This is a genomic window from Sphingobium herbicidovorans (genome assembly GCF_002080435.1).
GTDB classification, from domain to species: Bacteria; Pseudomonadota; Alphaproteobacteria; order Sphingomonadales; family Sphingomonadaceae; genus Sphingobium; species Sphingobium herbicidovorans.
On sequence record NZ_CP020538.1, the window covers coordinates 2,635,069 to 2,651,355 of the forward strand.

18 protein-coding genes and 2 pseudogenes are annotated in these 16,287 nt (G+C 63.0%); 3 read left to right on the forward strand and 17 right to left on the reverse strand.

Annotated features, from left to right (window positions below; translation table 11 throughout):
* Positions 1-13 precede the first annotated feature (13 nt).
* From B6S01_RS13065 to xylB, 4 genes are all read right to left on the reverse strand, one after another.
* A complete protein-coding gene (locus B6S01_RS13065; protein WP_037467900.1) occupies positions 14-1,072 on the reverse strand; it encodes a LacI family DNA-binding transcriptional regulator in 1,059 nt (352 codons plus the stop codon).
* Between the two features lie 144 nt (positions 1,073-1,216).
* Entirely contained in the window at positions 1,217-2,119 is a 903-nt protein-coding gene (locus tag B6S01_RS13070; RefSeq protein WP_081570413.1) for an aldose 1-epimerase, read from the reverse strand.
* Positions 2,083-3,402 (reverse strand): xylose isomerase, encoded by a 1,320-nt coding sequence (gene xylA / locus B6S01_RS13075; protein ID WP_037467899.1) that lies wholly within the window; start codon positions 3,400-3,402, stop codon positions 2,083-2,085. The genes B6S01_RS13070 and xylA overlap by 37 nt, the downstream gene beginning before the upstream one ends.
* 12 nt (positions 3,403-3,414) lie before the next feature.
* A complete protein-coding gene (gene xylB, locus B6S01_RS13080) occupies positions 3,415-4,857 on the reverse strand; it encodes a xylulokinase (protein ID WP_037467898.1) in 1,443 nt (480 codons plus the stop codon).
* 236 nt (positions 4,858-5,093) lie between these two features.
* Here xylB and B6S01_RS22135 point away from each other — a divergent pair, with 236 nt between their 5' ends.
* The gene (locus B6S01_RS22135) at positions 5,094-5,174 is read left to right on the forward strand and encodes a hypothetical protein (RefSeq protein ID WP_409372957.1); all 81 of its coding nucleotides are present in this window, start codon (positions 5,094-5,096) and stop codon (positions 5,172-5,174) included.
* Between the two features lie 225 nt (positions 5,175-5,399).
* Here the strand turns inward: B6S01_RS22135 and B6S01_RS21635 are convergent, their stop codons facing one another.
* The gene (locus B6S01_RS21635) at positions 5,400-5,951 is read right to left on the reverse strand and encodes a GMC family oxidoreductase (protein WP_322788866.1); all 552 of its coding nucleotides are present in this window, start codon (positions 5,949-5,951) and stop codon (positions 5,400-5,402) included.
* Positions 5,952-6,164: 213 nt separating this feature from the next.
* Positions 6,165-6,761, reverse strand: a pseudogene (locus tag B6S01_RS21640) (GMC family oxidoreductase); the annotation flags it as partial.
* 321 nt (positions 6,762-7,082) lie between these two features.
* On the opposite strand from B6S01_RS21640, the gene B6S01_RS13095 reads away from it, so the two are divergent.
* Entirely contained in the window at positions 7,083-7,295 is a 213-nt protein-coding gene (locus B6S01_RS13095) for a ferredoxin (protein WP_231568053.1), read from the forward strand.
* A gap of 175 nt (positions 7,296-7,470) precedes the next feature.
* Here B6S01_RS13095 and B6S01_RS13100 read toward each other — a convergent pair whose 3' ends face one another.
* The 11 genes and pseudogenes from B6S01_RS13100 to B6S01_RS13145 form a co-directional block, all read right to left on the reverse strand.
* Positions 7,471-8,049, reverse strand: coding sequence for a ParB/RepB/Spo0J family partition protein (locus B6S01_RS13100; protein ID WP_037467896.1), 579 nt, complete (start codon positions 8,047-8,049; stop codon positions 7,471-7,473).
* A 93-nt stretch (positions 8,050-8,142) separates the two neighbouring features.
* Positions 8,143-8,559: a DUF2958 domain-containing protein gene (locus B6S01_RS13105; RefSeq protein WP_037467895.1), complete on the reverse strand. Its 417-nt coding sequence runs from the start codon at positions 8,557-8,559 to the stop codon at positions 8,143-8,145.
* Positions 8,556-8,708 carry a hypothetical protein gene (locus B6S01_RS21095; RefSeq protein ID WP_174525939.1) on the reverse strand — a complete coding sequence of 51 codons (153 nt, stop codon included), beginning with the start codon at positions 8,706-8,708 and terminating at the stop codon, positions 8,556-8,558. The genes B6S01_RS13105 and B6S01_RS21095 overlap by 4 nt, the downstream gene beginning before the upstream one ends.
* Before the next feature lie 106 nt (positions 8,709-8,814).
* A complete protein-coding gene (locus tag B6S01_RS13110; protein WP_037466134.1) occupies positions 8,815-9,816 on the reverse strand; it encodes a site-specific integrase in 1,002 nt (333 codons plus the stop codon).
* Positions 9,813-11,177, reverse strand: coding sequence for a tyrosine-type recombinase/integrase (locus B6S01_RS13115; protein WP_037466136.1), 1,365 nt, complete (start codon positions 11,175-11,177; stop codon positions 9,813-9,815). The genes B6S01_RS13110 and B6S01_RS13115 overlap by 4 nt, the downstream gene beginning before the upstream one ends.
* A complete protein-coding gene (locus B6S01_RS13120) occupies positions 11,174-12,406 on the reverse strand; it encodes a site-specific integrase (RefSeq protein ID WP_037466138.1) in 1,233 nt (410 codons plus the stop codon). Before B6S01_RS13120 ends, B6S01_RS13115 begins: the two co-directional genes overlap by 4 nt.
* 223 nt (positions 12,407-12,629) lie before the next feature.
* A pseudogene (locus B6S01_RS22140) lies at positions 12,630-12,716 on the reverse strand (zincin-like metallopeptidase domain-containing protein); the annotation flags it as partial.
* Positions 12,717-13,094: 378 nt separating this feature from the next.
* Positions 13,095-14,444 carry a dihydrolipoyl dehydrogenase family protein gene (locus tag B6S01_RS13130; protein WP_016744716.1) on the reverse strand — a complete coding sequence of 450 codons (1,350 nt, stop codon included), beginning with the start codon at positions 14,442-14,444 and terminating at the stop codon, positions 13,095-13,097.
* A complete protein-coding gene (gene merB, locus B6S01_RS13135) occupies positions 14,426-15,205 on the reverse strand; it encodes an organomercurial lyase (RefSeq protein WP_021224338.1) in 780 nt (259 codons plus the stop codon). The genes B6S01_RS13130 and merB overlap by 19 nt, the downstream gene beginning before the upstream one ends.
* Before the next feature lie 12 nt (positions 15,206-15,217).
* Positions 15,218-15,442, reverse strand: a complete 225-nt coding sequence (locus B6S01_RS13140) for a GDCCVxC domain-containing (seleno)protein (RefSeq protein ID WP_021224337.1) — start codon at positions 15,440-15,442, stop codon at positions 15,218-15,220.
* Positions 15,435-15,794: a hypothetical protein gene (locus B6S01_RS13145; RefSeq protein WP_021224336.1), complete on the reverse strand. Its 360-nt coding sequence runs from the start codon at positions 15,792-15,794 to the stop codon at positions 15,435-15,437. Before B6S01_RS13145 ends, B6S01_RS13140 begins: the two co-directional genes overlap by 8 nt.
* A 74-nt stretch (positions 15,795-15,868) precedes the next feature.
* On the opposite strand from B6S01_RS13145, the gene B6S01_RS13150 reads away from it, so the two are divergent.
* Positions 15,869-16,285 (forward strand): MerR family transcriptional regulator, encoded by a 417-nt coding sequence (locus B6S01_RS13150; RefSeq protein ID WP_016744720.1) that lies wholly within the window; start codon positions 15,869-15,871, stop codon positions 16,283-16,285.
* Positions 16,286-16,287 lie beyond the last annotated feature (2 nt).

A 16,287-nucleotide genomic window follows, 5' to 3' on the forward strand; every position in this document is an offset into this window, starting at 1 on the left:
TCAGGGTGGCGCGTCAAGTGCCTGCTTCCAACCGGGCGTCGGATCCGCGCCGGACAAGCTCGAACGGCAGCAGGACGCGCTGCATCGCTATGGATTGAGAGCCATCTTTCCTGCGGATTGAATTGGCCAATATGGTGATGGCGCGATGGGCCATGGCCGAAACTGGCTGGCGGATCGTCGTGAGCTCCGGCCAGGTCGCCGTGGCGATGGCAGTATCGTCGAATCCGCAGACCGACAGCGTGCCCGGGACGTCCAGCGCCATGCGGTGCGCGGCGCCGACGATGGCGGCGGCCATGTCGTCGTTGGCGGCGAAAATGGCAGTCGGCCGGATCGACGGGTTGAGCAGTCTTTCCGCAGCCTCCAGCCCCGACCGATAGGTATAATCGCCCGGGACGATCAGCACCTCTTCGATATCGATGCCAAAGTCTTTCAGCGCCCGCTTATAACCCCGGCGGCGCAAGTGGCTGGCGGACTGGTCGGGGCTCCCTGAAACATAGCCGATCCGCCGATGGCCCTGCTCCAGCAGGTGCATTGTCATCGCAAAGGCGGCCGCCTCGTCATCGATGAAGACCGCGTGTGCAGTGGAAGCGGGCGCGCCCGTCGCAACCTGCGCAACCTCCAGGCGCTGGCTTGCGAGCGACGCCAGCAGCGCCTCGTCGTCGCAAAGCGGCGGTGGTAGCAACACGCCATCGACCCGGTGTGCGGCCAGTCGCGCTGCCAACGCGGCGGGGCTTTCGCCGCTATCATGCTGTTCGACGATCAGTTCAGCGTCGCTCTTCCGCGCGGAGGCAAGGCTGCCGAGCAGGAACTCGCTCAGATAGGCGGCGCTCGGGTTTGTATGCAGCAGCACCAGCCTGCACTGGCGCGCGCCCGCCAGGTTGCGCGCTGCCGGATTGGGGACATAGCCCAGTCTGCCGATCGCCTCCTGAACCTTGTCCCGCGTGGCAGGAAGCACCCGCGCGTCGCCGTTTATGACCCGCGACACGGTCATCGGCGAGACCCCGGCAGCAGTGGCGACATCGGCCATGGTGGGTCCATCCCGTCTCTTGCGCGAATATATCCTGCCGCTCATCGATTGATCGCTATCGGCCGCACCGCGCCTAGGCAAGCCTGTCGCGCTTCATCGCTCAGTTCGCCGCAAAAAAAGGGCGCCTCAAGGGCGCCCCAGGGAGGAGAGGAAGAGGTCCAGACAGGACCGCCGCCCCACAGAATCCGTTCAATTCGCTATTTCATTCGCGATTTCCCCCGCCGACAGCATCACGCTCCCCGAAAAGCTCTCATCCTTCAAAAGCCACCGCATGTCCGGAGCGCCGCTCGCATTCAGAGCGTCGGTCCCATGCGTCACCGGCTCGACACAGAAAAAGCCGGCATTTTCCGGAACATAAACAACCGTGTGTCGGAAGACCGGATCGGGTGTCATCTCCAGCGACACGCCCCGGCGAGGCCAATCGATCCGCAGCGAACCAGCCCTGTCGGTATAAACAGTATCGACGGATCGCTGCGCCACCGCCACGCCGTCCCACCAGTCCCGCGCCTCCTCCCGCTGATCGAGCCGCTCAGGCAGGCAGTCCCCGCTGTTTTGCCACTCGCCCCGATGCAAGCCACGATACACAGTGTCGGCATCGCGCGGGAAATAGGGGTGGAACCCGAGCCCCGCGGGCATCGGCTCATCCGCCAGATTGGACACAGCGAGCGTCATCGTCAGGCCCTCTCTGCAAAGCTCGAAGCGCTGCTTCGCGCGATACGGCCAGGGCCATTCGCCGCCGGGGTACTCGTGCTCCAGCGTGGCACTGCTACCCTCGGCCTTCGTGACCTGCCATTGCGATAGCCAGCCAAAGCCATGAAGCGTATGCGGATGGTCCGTTCCAGGAAAGTTGGGGGCAAGCCTCACCAGTCGTTCCCCCATCTTGAAACGGCCAAATGCGATGCGGTTGGAGAAAGGAACGAGAGGGAAGCAGCCAGCATCCACGACCGACGGCCCTTCGGCTCGCCGGAAAAGGTGCATCCCTTTCCAGTCGAACCGCAGCACCGATCCGCCCCTTTCGGGAGCGATATCGATCCGATAGTCGCCTGCTTCCAGCGTCAGCACCAGAAGCGGTTCACCATATTCTCCAACCATTCCTGACGGCCGGAGCGGGGCTGCGGCTGCATGTCGCGTTCAGCCGCCATGTCGGCGATGGAGGCAAGAGTGGCGTCTTCCTTGTGAACGGCCTGGCCAAGTTCGCCCGTCCATCCCGCATAGCGTTCGGCCCGGAACGCATCGACCCGGCCGTCTTCGATGATCGCGGCCGCTTTCACCAGTGCATGCGCAATTGAATCGACGCCGCCGATATGGCCGTGAAAGAGGTCAACCGCATCAATGCTCTGGCGGCGCACCTTCGCATCGAAGTTGAAGCCGCCGGTGGTGAACCCGCCTGCGCGAACAATTTCCAGCATGGCAAGCGTCAATTCCTCCACCGAGTTGGGGAATTGGTCTGTATCCCATCCATTTTGATGATCGCCGCGGTTGGCGTCGATTGAACCGAAAATGCCGAGCGCGCGTGCCATCGCTATTTCATGTTCGAAAGTGTGGCCTGACAGAGTCGCGTGATTGGCTTCGATATTGACGCAGACTTCTTTTTCAAGCCCGAAGCGCTTCAGGAAGCCGTAAACGGTCTGAGTATCGAAATCATATTGATGTTTAGTTGGTTCATGCGGCTTGGGCTCGATCAAGATCGTGCCCTTGAAGCCGATGCGGTGCTTGTGATCGACGACCAGACTGAGAAACCGCCCGAAATTCTCCTGTTCGATGCCGACTTCCGTGTTGAGGATGGTGTCATATCCTTCGCGGCCGCCCCACAGGACGTAATTCTGCCCACCAAGCCGATGGGTCGCCTCCAGAGCGTCGCGAACCTGGCTCGCGGCCCAGGCATAGACCTCCGGATCCGGATTGGTGGCGGCGCCTGCCATGTAGCGCGGATGGCTGAAAAGATTGGCGGTGCCCCACAGAAGCTTGCGGCCATGCCTTGCCTGAAGCTCCTCCAGATGATCGACCGCCTCCGCGAAGCTCTTGCGGAACGCGCCGATCCCGTCGGCATCCGCCATGACATCGACATCATGAAAACAATAGAAGGGCAGATCGAGTTTCTCGACGAACGCCAGCGCAGCGTCCCGCTTTGCATATGCTGCCGCAGCGTCGTTCGGGCCTGCATGCCAAGGGCGACGGAAGGTGCCGCCGCCAAAAACGTCACTGCCGGGCCAGCAGAATGTGTGCCAGAAGCAGACGGCGAAGCGCAGATGATCTTCCATCCGCTTGCCAAGAATTACGCGATCCTTGTCGTAATAGCGGTAGGCGAGATCGTTGGCGCTATCGGGCCCTTCATATCGGACAGTGTCGAATTCGGCGAAATAGTCAGCGGACATGAGATTTCCTCTTCAAACGGATTTGAGCGCGGCATAGGCCGCACGAAAACGAGCCAGCTTAGGCGCAAGGCGATCCGCCAAGGCACGATCCGGCTCAATGACCCGGGAAAGAGGCGGGGCAACGCAGGCCTCCGCGGGGCTGGCGCCCGTTACGGCCATCAATGCGAGCTTGGCCGCTCCCAGGGCAGGCCCCACCTCTCCACCCTCCAGATAGGCAAGCCGGACATCGAGCACAGACGCTAATATCTGTCCCCAATACCGCGAACGCGCTCCTCCGCCGATGACGGACAGTTGCTTTATGGCGGTCCCGGCCTCACGTAGGACGGCCATGCCATCAGCATGGGCGAAGGCCACGCCTTCCAGCACCGCAGCAGCGATGCGGCCTTTATCTGTTTCGTTGTCGAGCCCAAGCAACGCAGCGCGGATATGCGGATCATTGTGCGGGGTACGTTCACCCGACAGGTAGGGAAGGAACAATTCGGGCCCGGTAGCGGCTCCTGCCGACTCTGCTAGGGAAAAAAACTCCGCGAGGCCTTGGACGCCAATAGCCCGTACGCCCCAGTCGATGCAGGAGGCGGCGGACAGATGCACGCTCATCTGGTGCCACATACCCGGCAAGCAGTGGCAGAAGGCGTGGACTGCGCGTTCCGGGTTAGGGCGGAAGTTATCGGTTGCGACGCAGATGACGCCCGACGTCCCTAGGGAGAGCAGGGCGTCGCCGTCATTCACGACGCCTACGCCTGCGGCGCCCGCCGCATTGTCGCCCCCGCCACCGACAATGGGGATCGCCTCCATACCCCATGCTAACGCGACTTCGCGGCGCAGTAGTCCCGTGACTTCGCTGCCTTCGAAGAGCTGGGGCATGTGATTGCGCGTTAGCCCCGTCGCACCGAGCATGGCATCGCTCCACTCTCGCGCAGCCACATCCAGCCAGAGCGTACCAGAGCTGTCGGCCATATCGGACGCCTTGTCCCCCGTCATGCACAGGCGGACATAGTCTTTAGGAAGCAGCACAGTACGGATTTGAGGGAATAGAGCCGGCTCGTGTTGCTTGATCCAGAGCAGCTTAGGCGCAGTGAAGCCCGGCATCGCGAGATTGCCGGTAATCGCGCGGGATTGCGGGACGAGAGCTTCCAGCTCCTGGCACTCAGCAAAACTGCGGCCGTCATTCCATAAAATAGCGGGGCGCAATGGCTTGTCATCGGTGCCCAGCAGCGTTGCTCCATGCATCTGACCTGCCAAGCCGATACCCCGCACCTGGCCGCGGAGAGCGGGATCGATCCCCAGTACGGCCTCTTGAGTGGCGTTCCACCAGTCGTCGGGCGCCTGCTCCGACCAGAGCGGCTGTCGACGAGCAACGTCGAGCGGATCCGTCTTTTGGGCCACCACCTTTCCGTCGTGAGCGACGATCACGGCCTTGACGCCGGAGGTTCCAATATCGATGCCAAGAAACATATTCACCTACTCTATCATTCATGAGGTAGCGCTATCATGCAACAAAATGCAAGGTCCTTGCTTAAGATACTGATGGAGTTCGTTCCGCGGAGGTTAGGTTGCGCAAACAGGGTAGCAAAGCCTATCCGGATCGCTCCCGGCGGACTGCGACTAGCGTTTCTGGCGGGCCTGGCTCCCCTCTTCCGTTGGTCAGGTGAGTGGAAGGACGCAGCTTCCACCAAGGAGGACGAGCCAGGGTGAGGCGTGCGCTATACATTCCGGCGTGGGTAGCCGTTCGTTACAACCCCGACCTCAGGAAAAATATCAACGCCTTATAGCGTCTGGTAAAGCAGCGAAGATCGCAGTCGTCACGCATATGCGCAAGATTGTCGTGATGAGTGCGCTCATCAAAGCCAACCCACTGTGGATAGAAAACGGGTTTGATCACCACGAAACTGTGTGGTCAAGGCCTGCCTATCCAGCGGTCCCGGTAACCAACCGTCCATGGAGCCGCTATTTGCCGGTCGCTGAGCGATCTACCGACATGCGATCTGACGATCCATTCAGACCATGAGGATCATGTCGGCAGCTTTTTCAGCCACCATCATGGTCGGGATATTGGTGTTGCCACCCGGCACGCGGGGCATGACCGAAGCATCGACCACGCGCAATCCGGCGACGCCGCGAACGCGCAGCTGGGGATCGACCACGGCCATCAGGTCATGCCCCATGCGGCAGGTGCCGACGGCGTGAATGTCCGAAATCGCAGTCTCGCGCAGATAGGCGTCCAGTTCGTCATCGGACTGGATGCTGGCCCCAGGCGCCAGCTCCTCGCCACGGAAGGGATCGAAGGGGTTCTGGGCGAAAACATTGCGCACCGCGCGGATCGCGGCGCGGCCCATAGCCATATCATTGGCGGTCGAAAGTATATTGGGATCGATCGACAACGGCGCGGATGCGTCGGGGCCTGACAGTTTGATCTCGCCAACGCTTTCGGGATTCAGCAGATCGATATGGGCGAAATAACCATGCTCCATGATGAGCTTGCGGCCCATGGCTTCATAGAGAGCCATGGCAAAATGCACCTTCACATCGGGATATTCGGCGCCGGGCATGGTCTTGAGATAAGCGCCGATTTCAGCCGGCGGTCTAGCGAGCGGTCCCTTGCGGAACAGGAGGAAATTGGCGACCGCTTTGGTCGCGACCAGCGGGTGGAAGACATTGAAGAGCGAAACCGGCTGCGTGCAATATTGCTTGATGCTGACGGCCACATGATCGCGGTAATTCTGTCCGACGCCGGGCAGGTGATGGACGACCGGCGCGCCTACTTGGCGCAGATGATCGCCATCGCCGATGCCCGAGAGCATCAGGATCCAGGGGGAGTGGATGGAGCCCGCCGACAGGATCACTTCGCGCGAGGCACTTGCCTGCTCCAGCTGGCCGGCGCGTCGCCAGCTGATCCCGGTCGCACGGCCATTCTCGACGATCACGCGCTCGACATGCGCGCCGGTGATGACGCGCAGGTTCGGTCGACGCAGCGCAGGCTTCAGGTAGGCGCGCGCAGCGCTCCACCGGTAACCGGCCGACGCGGTCACGTCGGCAGGCACGACGCCTTCGCGCTGCGACCCGCTGGGATCATCATTATAGGGCACGCCAGCGGCGACCGCCGCATCGCGGAACGCCTTGGCCTGCGGATTGAATGCCGGGCCGAGTTACGACTACGGGGCCGCCGCGGCCATGATAGCCGTCCTCGCCGCCGGGCTGGAATCCTCCAGCTTCTTGAAATAGGGGAGCACATCGTCATAGCTCCACCCTTCATTGCCGAGCTGCCGCCAGCCGTCATAGTCGGCCGCAGCGCCGCGGTCATAGACCATGCCGTTGATGGACGAGGAGCCGCCCAGCACCTTGCCGCGCGGCGTATACATCTTTCGTCCGCCAGCATGCGATTGGGGCACGTGGTGAATTGGTCAATATGATACGCAGGTCAAGCCCGATGTGATGCGTCTGACGACCTTGAGCTGTCCATGTTGCGAAAACAGGCCATGATGTCCCAGCACGTTGCGGAGGATACGTCGGAAAATGGCCTTATCGAACCTCGAAACTTCCGCACGCCTCGACCTCGGGTCGATGTAAGACTGGCGAAGCACGGAATGTCTTGAACGGTTCCTGATGGCAGATGCTCCCACCCCATCATAGGCCTTCCGTCGCCGCCTTGTTAATAAGTGGAACCGGATGAGCAGGAGAGAGTGCTGGATGCGCGTGATTGCCAATATAAAGGTCTGTCAGGGACAGGCCGATGTGAAGACCTGTGCCCGGAAGTCTTTTCGACAGACGCCGCCGAGGGCAAGGTAGTCATAGAAAAAGCTGAATTTCCGCAAGAATTGGAAGAAAAGGTGCGTCTTGCAGTTCGCAACTGTCCTGAAGGCGCTCTTCGTATCGCCAGAGGGGTGGCGGAATGAGCTTTTATCCACAATCTCCTGATCATGTTCCAGCAGACCGAATTATCGATTTCGATTTTTTCGACGTGCCGGCCGGCATATCTGATCCGATCGAAATATGGCACGGGCTGGTGAAGCGCGGTGCCCCGCCCATTTTCTAGACACCGCGCAATGGCGGGCACTGGGTATTCCTGCGCTATAGCGATATCGCGGAGGGATATCGTAACCACGAGATGTTTTCGACGACCAAGGCACAGGTTCCGCCGTTGGAGCCATTCCCGGTTCTGCAACCCAATGGCGTTGACCCGCCAATGCGGGGCAGCAGGTTGCCGAGCGCAAGGATGCGCCGCACCGTCAGTTCAGGCAGACCGAATGTGGACGAAAGATCCTCGAGCGTCCGCCCCTGCTTCACCAGCCGGACAAAGCTCTCCCAGCGCGACACTTCGTCAGGGTCGAGGCGGGCGAGATTTTCGATCAGCGAGGCTTCGAGCGCTGCGGCATCGTCTCCTGCCTCCATGATGGCGGCCGGCAGGCGGGCGAGCTCGGGGTCGGCACCCTCCTCCTGGCACGCGAGTCGCGCTGCGTGCACGCGCCGCCTTCCTGCAACGATTTCGAAGCGGCCTTCTTCGCTGCCGGGCCGGAGGATCACGGGGACGATGACGCCGCGCTTGCGGACCGTTGGCAGGAGATCGGAGACGTCCGGGTCCCTGCGGCTGTGCCGCATGTTCATGACACACACATCGATATTGCAAAGGTCGATAAAGTCGAGTTTCATCGGTCTGGCTCCTGATGGAGTGCCGGTTCCGTTATGCGTTGGACTGCCAGACGGAACCGGCTTTCTTCGAAAAGACGGCAAACGGCCGCCGCGTCAGCCGCCGTGCGAGGGCGGAAGCTTGTGGAAGCGGGAGGATGCCCGGTTCAGGAAAGTTTCGGCTTGGATGATCGAGCCTGTGCGCTGGGCGGTCTGCGCCCATGCGGACAGGGGAAAGGGCGCGGCAAAGCCCAGGTCCCGTTCGATGCGAAGGCCAAAAGGCAGACGGATCGCCTCGATTTCCATCAGCGAGAAGCAGCCCAGTTCCGGGCACCCAAAGCCAAGGTCGGCGAGGCCGAAGAGGGTGTCGCCGTTCTCATACAGTTCCGTCGCCAGCCAAGTCGCTGCGCCAACGGGGTTGAAGAATTTGACGACCGGGGCGGGATCATGAAGCCGGTCATCATGCTGAGCCTCCATGCTGGCCGCGAAATTGGCTGACAGCGCGGCGCGCAGTTCGGGGGTGAGGAGGATCATGCGGCCAGCCTCCCGTCGCAAACGGCTTGTCCAGCCTCCCGATGCCGCGCGAGCAGCCATTCAGCAGCTTGGCTTGCCTGTCGGGCTGCCCGGAAGATGGCGCGTCCACGCGGGCCGGTGCTGCCGCGCACGGCGGGATCGTCGCTCATGTCGCCGCGCAACACCTCCAGTAATCGCGAGGTGACAGTAATGTGAAGGAACGGAGTTCGGGCTGCGCTACTCTGCGGCGATCCGAGCCCCGTCCTGCACATTATTTCAGAGGGTATCGAGCCAGGCGAGCAGGCTCGCATCCCGCTTCCATGACGGCTGACACGCTGCTGCTGGAACGCCGACGTGTTCGAGCGCCTTTCGCTTGGTTTCCAGATTGGCTTGGGCGTAGTGGCTGGTCGTATCGAGGCTGACGTGCCCGAGCCAACTGCGGATGACGGTAATATCGACGCCGGACGAGACGAGGTGGACAGCGGTCGCATGGCGGAAGCTGTGCGGGGTCACGTGCTTCGACCGCAGCGTGGGGACTATCTTAGCGGCGGCCTGGACGTATGATGCGAGTTTGAACCGTACACCCGATGCGCCAAGCGGTTCGCCATAGCGATTGACGAAGAGCCGATCGCTCGGTGCCCTTGGCTGCCTGTCCAAGAGTTTCTTCAACAACGTCACCGTTTCCGGCCAGAGCGGACTGATGCGTTCCTTACGCCCTTTGCCGTAAAGGCGCACGCAATGCGGCGCTTCGAACCGGATCGCATCGGGACGTAAATCGAGCGCTTCCTGGATGCGTGCGCCGCTGTTGTACAGGAAGGATAACAGCGCGTGGTCACGCATTCCCTCCAGCGTTGATCGGTCGGGTTGTGCGAGGATCGCTTCGACCTCATTCGGCTCAAGATAACAGGGCGCAGGGATCGCTCCCCGTTTTATCGGGACGGCAAGAACCTCGGCGCATTGGGCGATATATGTTGGCTCTTTACCCGCCACGAAGCCGAAGAAGCTGCGGATGGCGGCAAGCCGGCAGTTGCGCGTGCCGATCGTGCCTTTCCGCTCATGTTCCGCATGGGCCAGGAACGCGCCGAGCTCACCGGCGGTGAGATCGGCCAGCGCAACCGCCGCTACTCCACCACCTTTTCGTGCAGCGACGAACCGGAGGAACAACCGCCAGGTGTCACGATAGGACCGGATGGTATGGACGGACGCGTTGCGCTGCTCGGCCAGCCACTCATGGAAGAAGGCGCGCAGCAGGGCGGGGAACGGATCGATCTTTCTCATGCCCGCGCCTCCTGCGTTATATTGAGGCAGGCGGCGCCGATCATGCGGAACCTCTCGCTTGCTTCCTGCATCAGGTCCTGCGTGACCGTGATGTAGACCAGCGTCGAGTTGATATCCCGATGCCCAAGATAAGTTGCAAGGAACGGCAGCCTGTCCTGGGGATTGATGCCGGACCGATACCATTGAAGCATCCGGTTCACGACCATCGAGTGCCGCAGGTCATGGATGCGCGGTCCGGTTTTTCCCGATGGTGGTTTGAACCCAGCACGGCGAAGGATATCGACAAGCATCCAGCTAACCGCTGCGGGGCTGTAGCGGTTATTGGATTGGTCGTGCCAGAACAACCCCGATTGGGGATACTGCGGCCCGCCGGCACGCCCTCTATCCTCGATATAGGCACGCAGTTCGACCATCACGCTATCGGGCAACGGCAAGATTCTGGTCTTGAAGAACTTCGTTTCGCGGATTGTGATCGTACCGTTTTCGAGGTCCACGTCCCCAAGGTCGAGGCGTGCTATCTCACTACGGCGCAGCCCCGCGCAATAGGCCAGCAGCAGCATGGTATAAATGGCCATTGGCCGCAGCGGCGCGCGCGGTGATGGGTAGGACCGCGCGATGTCCAACATGCGCTGCACATCGGCGGGGCTGTAAATATGCGGCTTGCGATAATGCCGTGCCACTTCCTTCAGCGGCCGTGTATTGGGCCGACGCACTGGCAGGCTCGGGTCCCGATGCCGGAGAGCCTTGGCCAATGCCTGTTTGAGTCTTTCGCATTCGGCCGCATGATTGCGGGTGGACTTGGCCTCCGCCCAATGTTCCAGCATCACCGCTAACGGCTTGGTTGCCAGCTCCGGATTCGCCTGGAGGAACCGATCGAACCGAAGGAACCATGCGCGTTGGGTCGTATAGCGATAGCCCCTGTTGCGCATCAGCGCGATATGATCGCGCATGATCTCGCCAAGCACGCTGCCGAAGGGCTTGGGCCGACGCAGTGCGGCAAGAGCATGATCCGGCATAGGTGCTATCAGCGCCCGCCAGATTGGCTTGCTATGTTCGACGCCGTATTCGCTGCGCAGGTCCGCGATGGGGTTGCGGGCGATCAGGTTCACTTCGACCAGATGGTCGAGAAAGCGATCAACGATCCGGGTACGATGCAACAAGGTGGAGGGGTGCCAGCGCGCTCCCCATTCCCGCAGCCACGCCTCCAGTGTCGACCGGTCGATGACCGGATGGCGCTCAGCCACTTCCCGGAAGCCATTCAGGACCTGGCGATAATAAATGTGGCTGATCTTGCTCCGCAACCGCAGCGTCGCCAGATACCTGGTGATGACGGCACGATCAGGATTGGGCAACGCGGTCATGCCAGCACCTCCGATCCCGGCACATCAAGAGCGATTGCCCTCAGATCCTCGGTGGCCAGCTTGAGATAGGGGATTGTGGATTCGCTCGATCGATGTCCGAGCAGGTCGCCGATCACCTTTTGCGGCACCGACGCGCGCAGCAGTTCGACGGCCCTGGCGTGGCGGAAGATGTGAGGGCCGCATTTTCCTGGCGGCTTGATCCCGGCAGCCCACAGCCGCCGTCGCACTTCGCTATGCAGGTCTTGCAGGGGCCGGTACGGCGCACGCGAGCGGATAAAGATTTCCCGCCTGTCTGTCTCAGGGCGTCCATGCCGTAAATAGTCGAGCAATGCCTCGCCAACCGGCGCCATCAACGGCAGGTACGAACAAGCGCCGGTTTTTGTATGCCGGATGCGCAAGGATTCCGCACGCCAGTTGACGTCCTCCAACAGGAGATTGCGGATTTCACCGGAGCGCAGCCCATAGGTCGCCAGCAGTTGCAATATGGCATAATCACGCAGCCCTTTGGGCGAGGTGTCGCGCCTCGTGATTTCCAGGACGGCCGCAATCTGGTCACGGCCCAATGTCGAAGGCACGCCTTCATAGGCGTACAGCACCGGGCCTACGACATGACCCGTGAGATCGGCGGCGACGTACCCCATGCGGTGCATGTAGCGCAGCAGCGAGCGAAGGCGTTCAGCGACATCCTTTAAGGACCGACGGCTCAGACCCGGCGCGCGCATGTCCATGTAGAGATCGATGTCCCGCACGCTCAGTTCCATGACGCTCGCCGTTCCGCCGTGATCGAGCTGCCATGCCAGAAAGTGACGCGCTTCCCACATCAGCGCGTAGATACTTGCACGGGCCAGGCCGCGGTCCTCATGCAGCCAGCGATCATATTCGCAGCATATCGCGTGCCGAACCGTCGCCTCTGGTCCGATCACTTCCGGTTCAGGCGGCCATTTGCCTTGGGCGAGGCGCAGCAACGCGTGGATTCCTGAGCGAGGGATCGCGTGCCACCGTGACGCGGGTGCTCGGTCATGACGCTTGCGAAAGCACCGGATTGCGTGGTGCAGATATTGTTCGATCTGGGGCGGCTTCACCGCCGCCACGTCCAGCTTCCGCCGTGCCAGGTATTGGAGAAAGCCGCGCGCGTAGCTGCAATAATTGGCCGCTGCCACCGGGCTATATTTCTGTCGGGCAAGGTCTTCCGCAAGCCTGGCGATCAATTCTTCATCGGGACTTAGCATCATTGGCTCCTCAGTCGGTTCGACGACCGCTGAGGTTCGCAACGTACTGGCTCCAGTCAAATAATGCGGATCCTTCCGCCTTCCGTCAGCAATGAAAAATAATGCTCAGCACTGTAGTTCGATTATCGCTGAAATTCTGCGGTTTTAACGCAGCCCGAACCTCGTTCCTTCACATTACCGTCACCTCGCGATTACTCGCCTAATGTCGAGCTGCCCATTAGGTCAACCATGATCCGATATAGTCCGCATGACGCACGGTCGGAACGATGCCCAGCGCCGCGCACAGGAAAGCCGATCCCATTTCGGCCACATATCCTGACAGTCCAGCCCAAAATGGCGGTTGGAAGGTGAAAACCATCGGTTGCCTCCAGCACTGCCCAAAAGCCCCATGGCCTCCCCCGAGGCGGGGGTGGGCGGCGAGAGCGACCGGAGAGGCCTGCTGAAGCGGCGGGCTGCACCCGCAGGGGCGAAATGAAATGGAGCAGCCCGGCGAAGCCGAGGCTTGCAGCGCGCCGCGGCGGGCCTAGCAGGGAGCGCCGACCACTCCCGCATCGAGGGAGAGGCCAAAAAATCGGAGCCGCCGCGCAAGCGGCGTCCGCTTAATGGCGGGCGACAGCCCGCATCGACATGCATCGCGAAGCGGCCGATCGCGCGAGGGATCGGCCGCCATGGCAGTGGCGCTCGTGCGTTAAGTCAGCATGTAGCCGACGTCGGAGGCGCCGGTCGGATAGGCGAACATGGTGGAGCGAAGATCGGCCGCGGTGAGGCCGTGGCGGATTGCCAGACCGAAAACGTTGATTACCTCGTCGGCGTTCGGCCCCACGAGATGCGCGCCGAGGATGAGGTCCGTGTCCTCGTCGATCAGCAGCTTATGGCCGTAGACCGGCTCGGCGAGGCGGCGGGCGGTGAACCAGTCTGGCGTCGAGGCTGCGTTGACCCGGAGCGCGACGCCGCCGCGGCGCGCCGCCTCCTCTGACAGTCCGACGGCGGCGATCGGCGGCAGAGTGAAGGCCACGCTCGGCACGCCGCGATAGTCCGGCTGGTGCGTCGGGCCATCCAGGAGGTTGGCGGCAACTACCTTGGCATCGTGGCTGGACACCGGCGTCAGCCGCGGCCCGACTCCGGCAGCGTCGCCGGCGGCATAGACCCGCGGGTTGGAAATGCTCCGCAGATGCGCGTCGAGCTGCAGGCGCCCGTCCTGCACCGCCACCTCGCCGGCGGACAGGTCGAGCGCCTTGAGGTCAGGACCGCGCCCGGCGGCATGAACGACGAGATCGGCGGCGACGCTGAGATCAGGCTCGCCCTGGCGCTCGGCGTGGACCAGCAGACCGCTCCCGCTGCGCTCGACCCGGGTAACGGTGGCACCGGTCTCGACGCGGATGCCGAGCGCCTCGAACCGGGGCGTCAGCCAGCCCACCAGGTCGGGATCGAAGTGCGGCAGGAGCCGCTCGGCCCGCTGTAGGATGGTGACCTCTGCGCCCGCTCGGGCCGCCAGATGCGAGAACTCCGCAGCGACATAGCCGCCGCCGATCAGCACGATCCGGCGCGGCAGGGCCTGAAGCTCCAGGAACGCATCGCTTGTGCTCACCAGATCTTCGCCCGGAATGCCGAGCGGGACTGGACGCGCGCCGCTGGCGATCAGGATATGGCGGGCCCGCAATGTCCGGCCTTCCACCACGATCGTGTCTGGGCCGGCAAAGCGAGCAACACCGTGTAATGCGTCGACACCGAGCTCGGCGTAGCGGTGCGCCTGCTTGGCGGGGATCGGATCGGTGAAGGTCCGCTTGAACGCCATCAGGTCGGGCCAGTCGATCGCCAGCGTGCCGTCGACGCCATGTCTGGCCATGCGCCTTGCCGCGTCGATCGCTTCCTCGCCGCTGACCAGCATCCTCTTGGGATCGCAGCCACGCAGCGCACAGGTGCCGCCGAACGGACGGTGATCGATGACGGCGACGGACCATCCAGCGGCACGGACCCGGCCGACCGCGACCTGCGCTGCCGTGCCACTGCCGATGACGATCAGGTCGTAGGAAGCCATGGTCGCATCTCCATCCGCATCGGCGCAAAAATCGCGCGCCCAACCTCGAGCGCTTCGGCCAGGCACAGACGAATGCCGTCATCGGCTCCGACCGGACCGCTCGCGCACCAGGCCGCCAGATGATCGTCATCGCAGAAGAAGGCCTGCAAGGTGCAGAGCGACGATGCCGCGCAGCCACTGGCATAGCGACGGCCGGACCAGACGACGATCGCGCCCGGCTCAACCTCTTCCAGCTCGCGGCCGCGGCTGGGGGTATGGATGGCGAGCGTGCGCCGGCACTGGCGGCAGGCCGAGCGGATCATGCAGTCCCGCTCCAGCATGGCGCCGATCCCCAACGCGTCGATGGCGCACATGGCGCTCATGGTCACTCCGCTGACTTCGACTTGATGTTCGCTGGGGCCGTCGGTGAACGGATAGGCGCCGGTCACCCGGCCCGCGCCGTCGAGGACCACGAGATCGCGCCCGGCGAGCCGCTGCAGGGCCGAGCCGACCTCGCCGGAGGGGAGTCCCGATGCGGCGGCGATCTGTGCCGGCACCGGCGAGCGACCATCGGCAGCATAGGCTTGAAGCACGGCGCGCCGGACCCGCTCCTCGACGCCGTCCATCCCGCGCCACTTCGAACCGATGAACGCCGCGAACAGTGCCGTCAGGGCTGCGCGGGCGCTGGGTGTTGTGACTGCGCTCCAGTCCGGGACAACGGCACCGCCGGGAAATGTAACCGTCGATCCAAAGGCGGCTTCAGCGGATGATGCGCGCGCCATCGCCCGCCCTCCTCAGCCGCAGCACGCCTTGCCGCCGCTCTCCTGGATCGGCGGACAGGGCACGTCGCCGTAGGAGCAATAGACGCAGCAATCGCCCGGCTTGGGCTTGAGGACCGCGCCGCAACCCCGGCAGTCGTAGAAATACTGGCAGGCATTGGTCGGCATGGTCTCCGTCGCCCGATGACCGCAGTGGGGACAGGTCAGCGTCGAGCGCAGCTCGGGGGTGGCATCAGACATAGCGATAGCCTGCCCAGAGCAGGGCCGCACCGAGCAGCAATCCGATGAGCGTGAGAACACGCATCCAGCGCGGCGTGCATATGCCGCCCGGCCCACAGCGCGCCGCCGTAACTTGCTGGCGCAACAGCAGCGCCGCGCCGGCAAGCAGGCACAATGCGCCAATGAGGAGAAGCGGCGTGCGATACGGCGCGGCGACAATGGCCACGCCGCCGAGCCAAGCTGCGCCGATCCCGGCGGATGCGAAGAGGATCGGCAGCGCACAGCAGGCGGCGACGCCGAACGCCGCAGCGATCCCCGCCAGCGTGAGCGTGGCGGTGCCGATCCCCTTAGGCGGGCTTGGCGTCTGGGTCACGGGCGACTCCTTGTGGCGGGCATTGAGCTGTCCTAACATCTGTAGCGACTACAGACTCAAGAGGTATTTTGGGGATGGCCGCAACCGGCGCGATCCAGATCGGCGAACTCTCACGCCGCACCGGATGCAACATCGAGACGATCCGCTATTACGAGCGGATCGGGCTGCTGCCCGCTCCGCCGCGGCGGGGCCGCTACCGCAGCTATGGCCGGGAGGACGTGGCTCGCCTGGGCTTCGTGCGCCGCGCGAGGGAGCTGGGCTTTACCCTGGACGAGGTACGCGCCTTGCTCGGACTCGCGGTTGGCGGTCAGGCCTCCTGCGCCGAGGTGCGCGAGCTCGCGGCGTCGCACCTGAAGGACGTACGCGCGCGGATCGCGGACCTCAAGCGGATGGAACGGGTTCTGGCCGACTCGGTGCGCGCCTGCGATGCCGGTCGGGATCCGGGCTGTCCGCTGCTCGACACACTTGGCGCCGAAGTGCGGGTCGCGTGAGC

Coding starts and splice junctions, on each gene's coding strand:
- B6S01_RS13065 (WP_037467900.1), bottom strand. CDS start 1,072: ATGAGCGGCAGGATATATTCGCGCAAGAGACGGGATGGACCCACCATG.
- B6S01_RS13070 (WP_081570413.1), bottom strand. CDS start 2,119: ATGGTTGGAGAATATGGTGAACCGCTTCTGGTGCTGACGCTGGAAGCA.
- xylA (WP_037467899.1), bottom strand. CDS start 3,402: ATGTCCGCTGACTATTTCGCCGAATTCGACACTGTCCGATATGAAGGG.
- xylB (WP_037467898.1), bottom strand. CDS start 4,857: ATGTTTCTTGGCATCGATATTGGAACCTCCGGCGTCAAGGCCGTGATC.
- B6S01_RS21635 (WP_322788866.1), bottom strand. CDS start 5,951: ATGCCCGGCGCCGAATATCCCGATGTGAAGGTGCATTTTGCCATGGCT.
- B6S01_RS13100 (WP_037467896.1), bottom strand. CDS start 8,049: ATGAAACTCGACTTTATCGACCTTTGCAATATCGATGTGTGTGTCATG.
- B6S01_RS13105 (WP_037467895.1), bottom strand. CDS start 8,559: ATGATCCTCCTCACCCCCGAACTGCGCGCCGCGCTGTCAGCCAATTTC.
- B6S01_RS21095 (WP_174525939.1), bottom strand. CDS start 8,708: ATGAGCGACGATCCCGCCGTGCGCGGCAGCACCGGCCCGCGTGGACGC.
- B6S01_RS13110 (WP_037466134.1), bottom strand. CDS start 9,816: ATGAGAAAGATCGATCCGTTCCCCGCCCTGCTGCGCGCCTTCTTCCAT.
- B6S01_RS13115 (WP_037466136.1), bottom strand. CDS start 11,177: ATGACCGCGTTGCCCAATCCTGATCGTGCCGTCATCACCAGGTATCTG.
- B6S01_RS13120 (WP_037466138.1), bottom strand. CDS start 12,406: ATGCTAAGTCCCGATGAAGAATTGATCGCCAGGCTTGCGGAAGACCTT.
- B6S01_RS13130 (WP_016744716.1), bottom strand. CDS start 14,444: ATGGCTTCCTACGACCTGATCGTCATCGGCAGTGGCACGGCAGCGCAG.
- merB (WP_021224338.1), bottom strand. CDS start 15,205: ATGGCGCGCGCATCATCCGCTGAAGCCGCCTTTGGATCGACGGTTACA.
- B6S01_RS13140 (WP_021224337.1), bottom strand. CDS start 15,442: ATGTCTGATGCCACCCCCGAGCTGCGCTCGACGCTGACCTGTCCCCAC.
- B6S01_RS13150 (WP_016744720.1), top strand. CDS start 15,869: ATGGCCGCAACCGGCGCGATCCAGATCGGCGAACTCTCACGCCGCACC.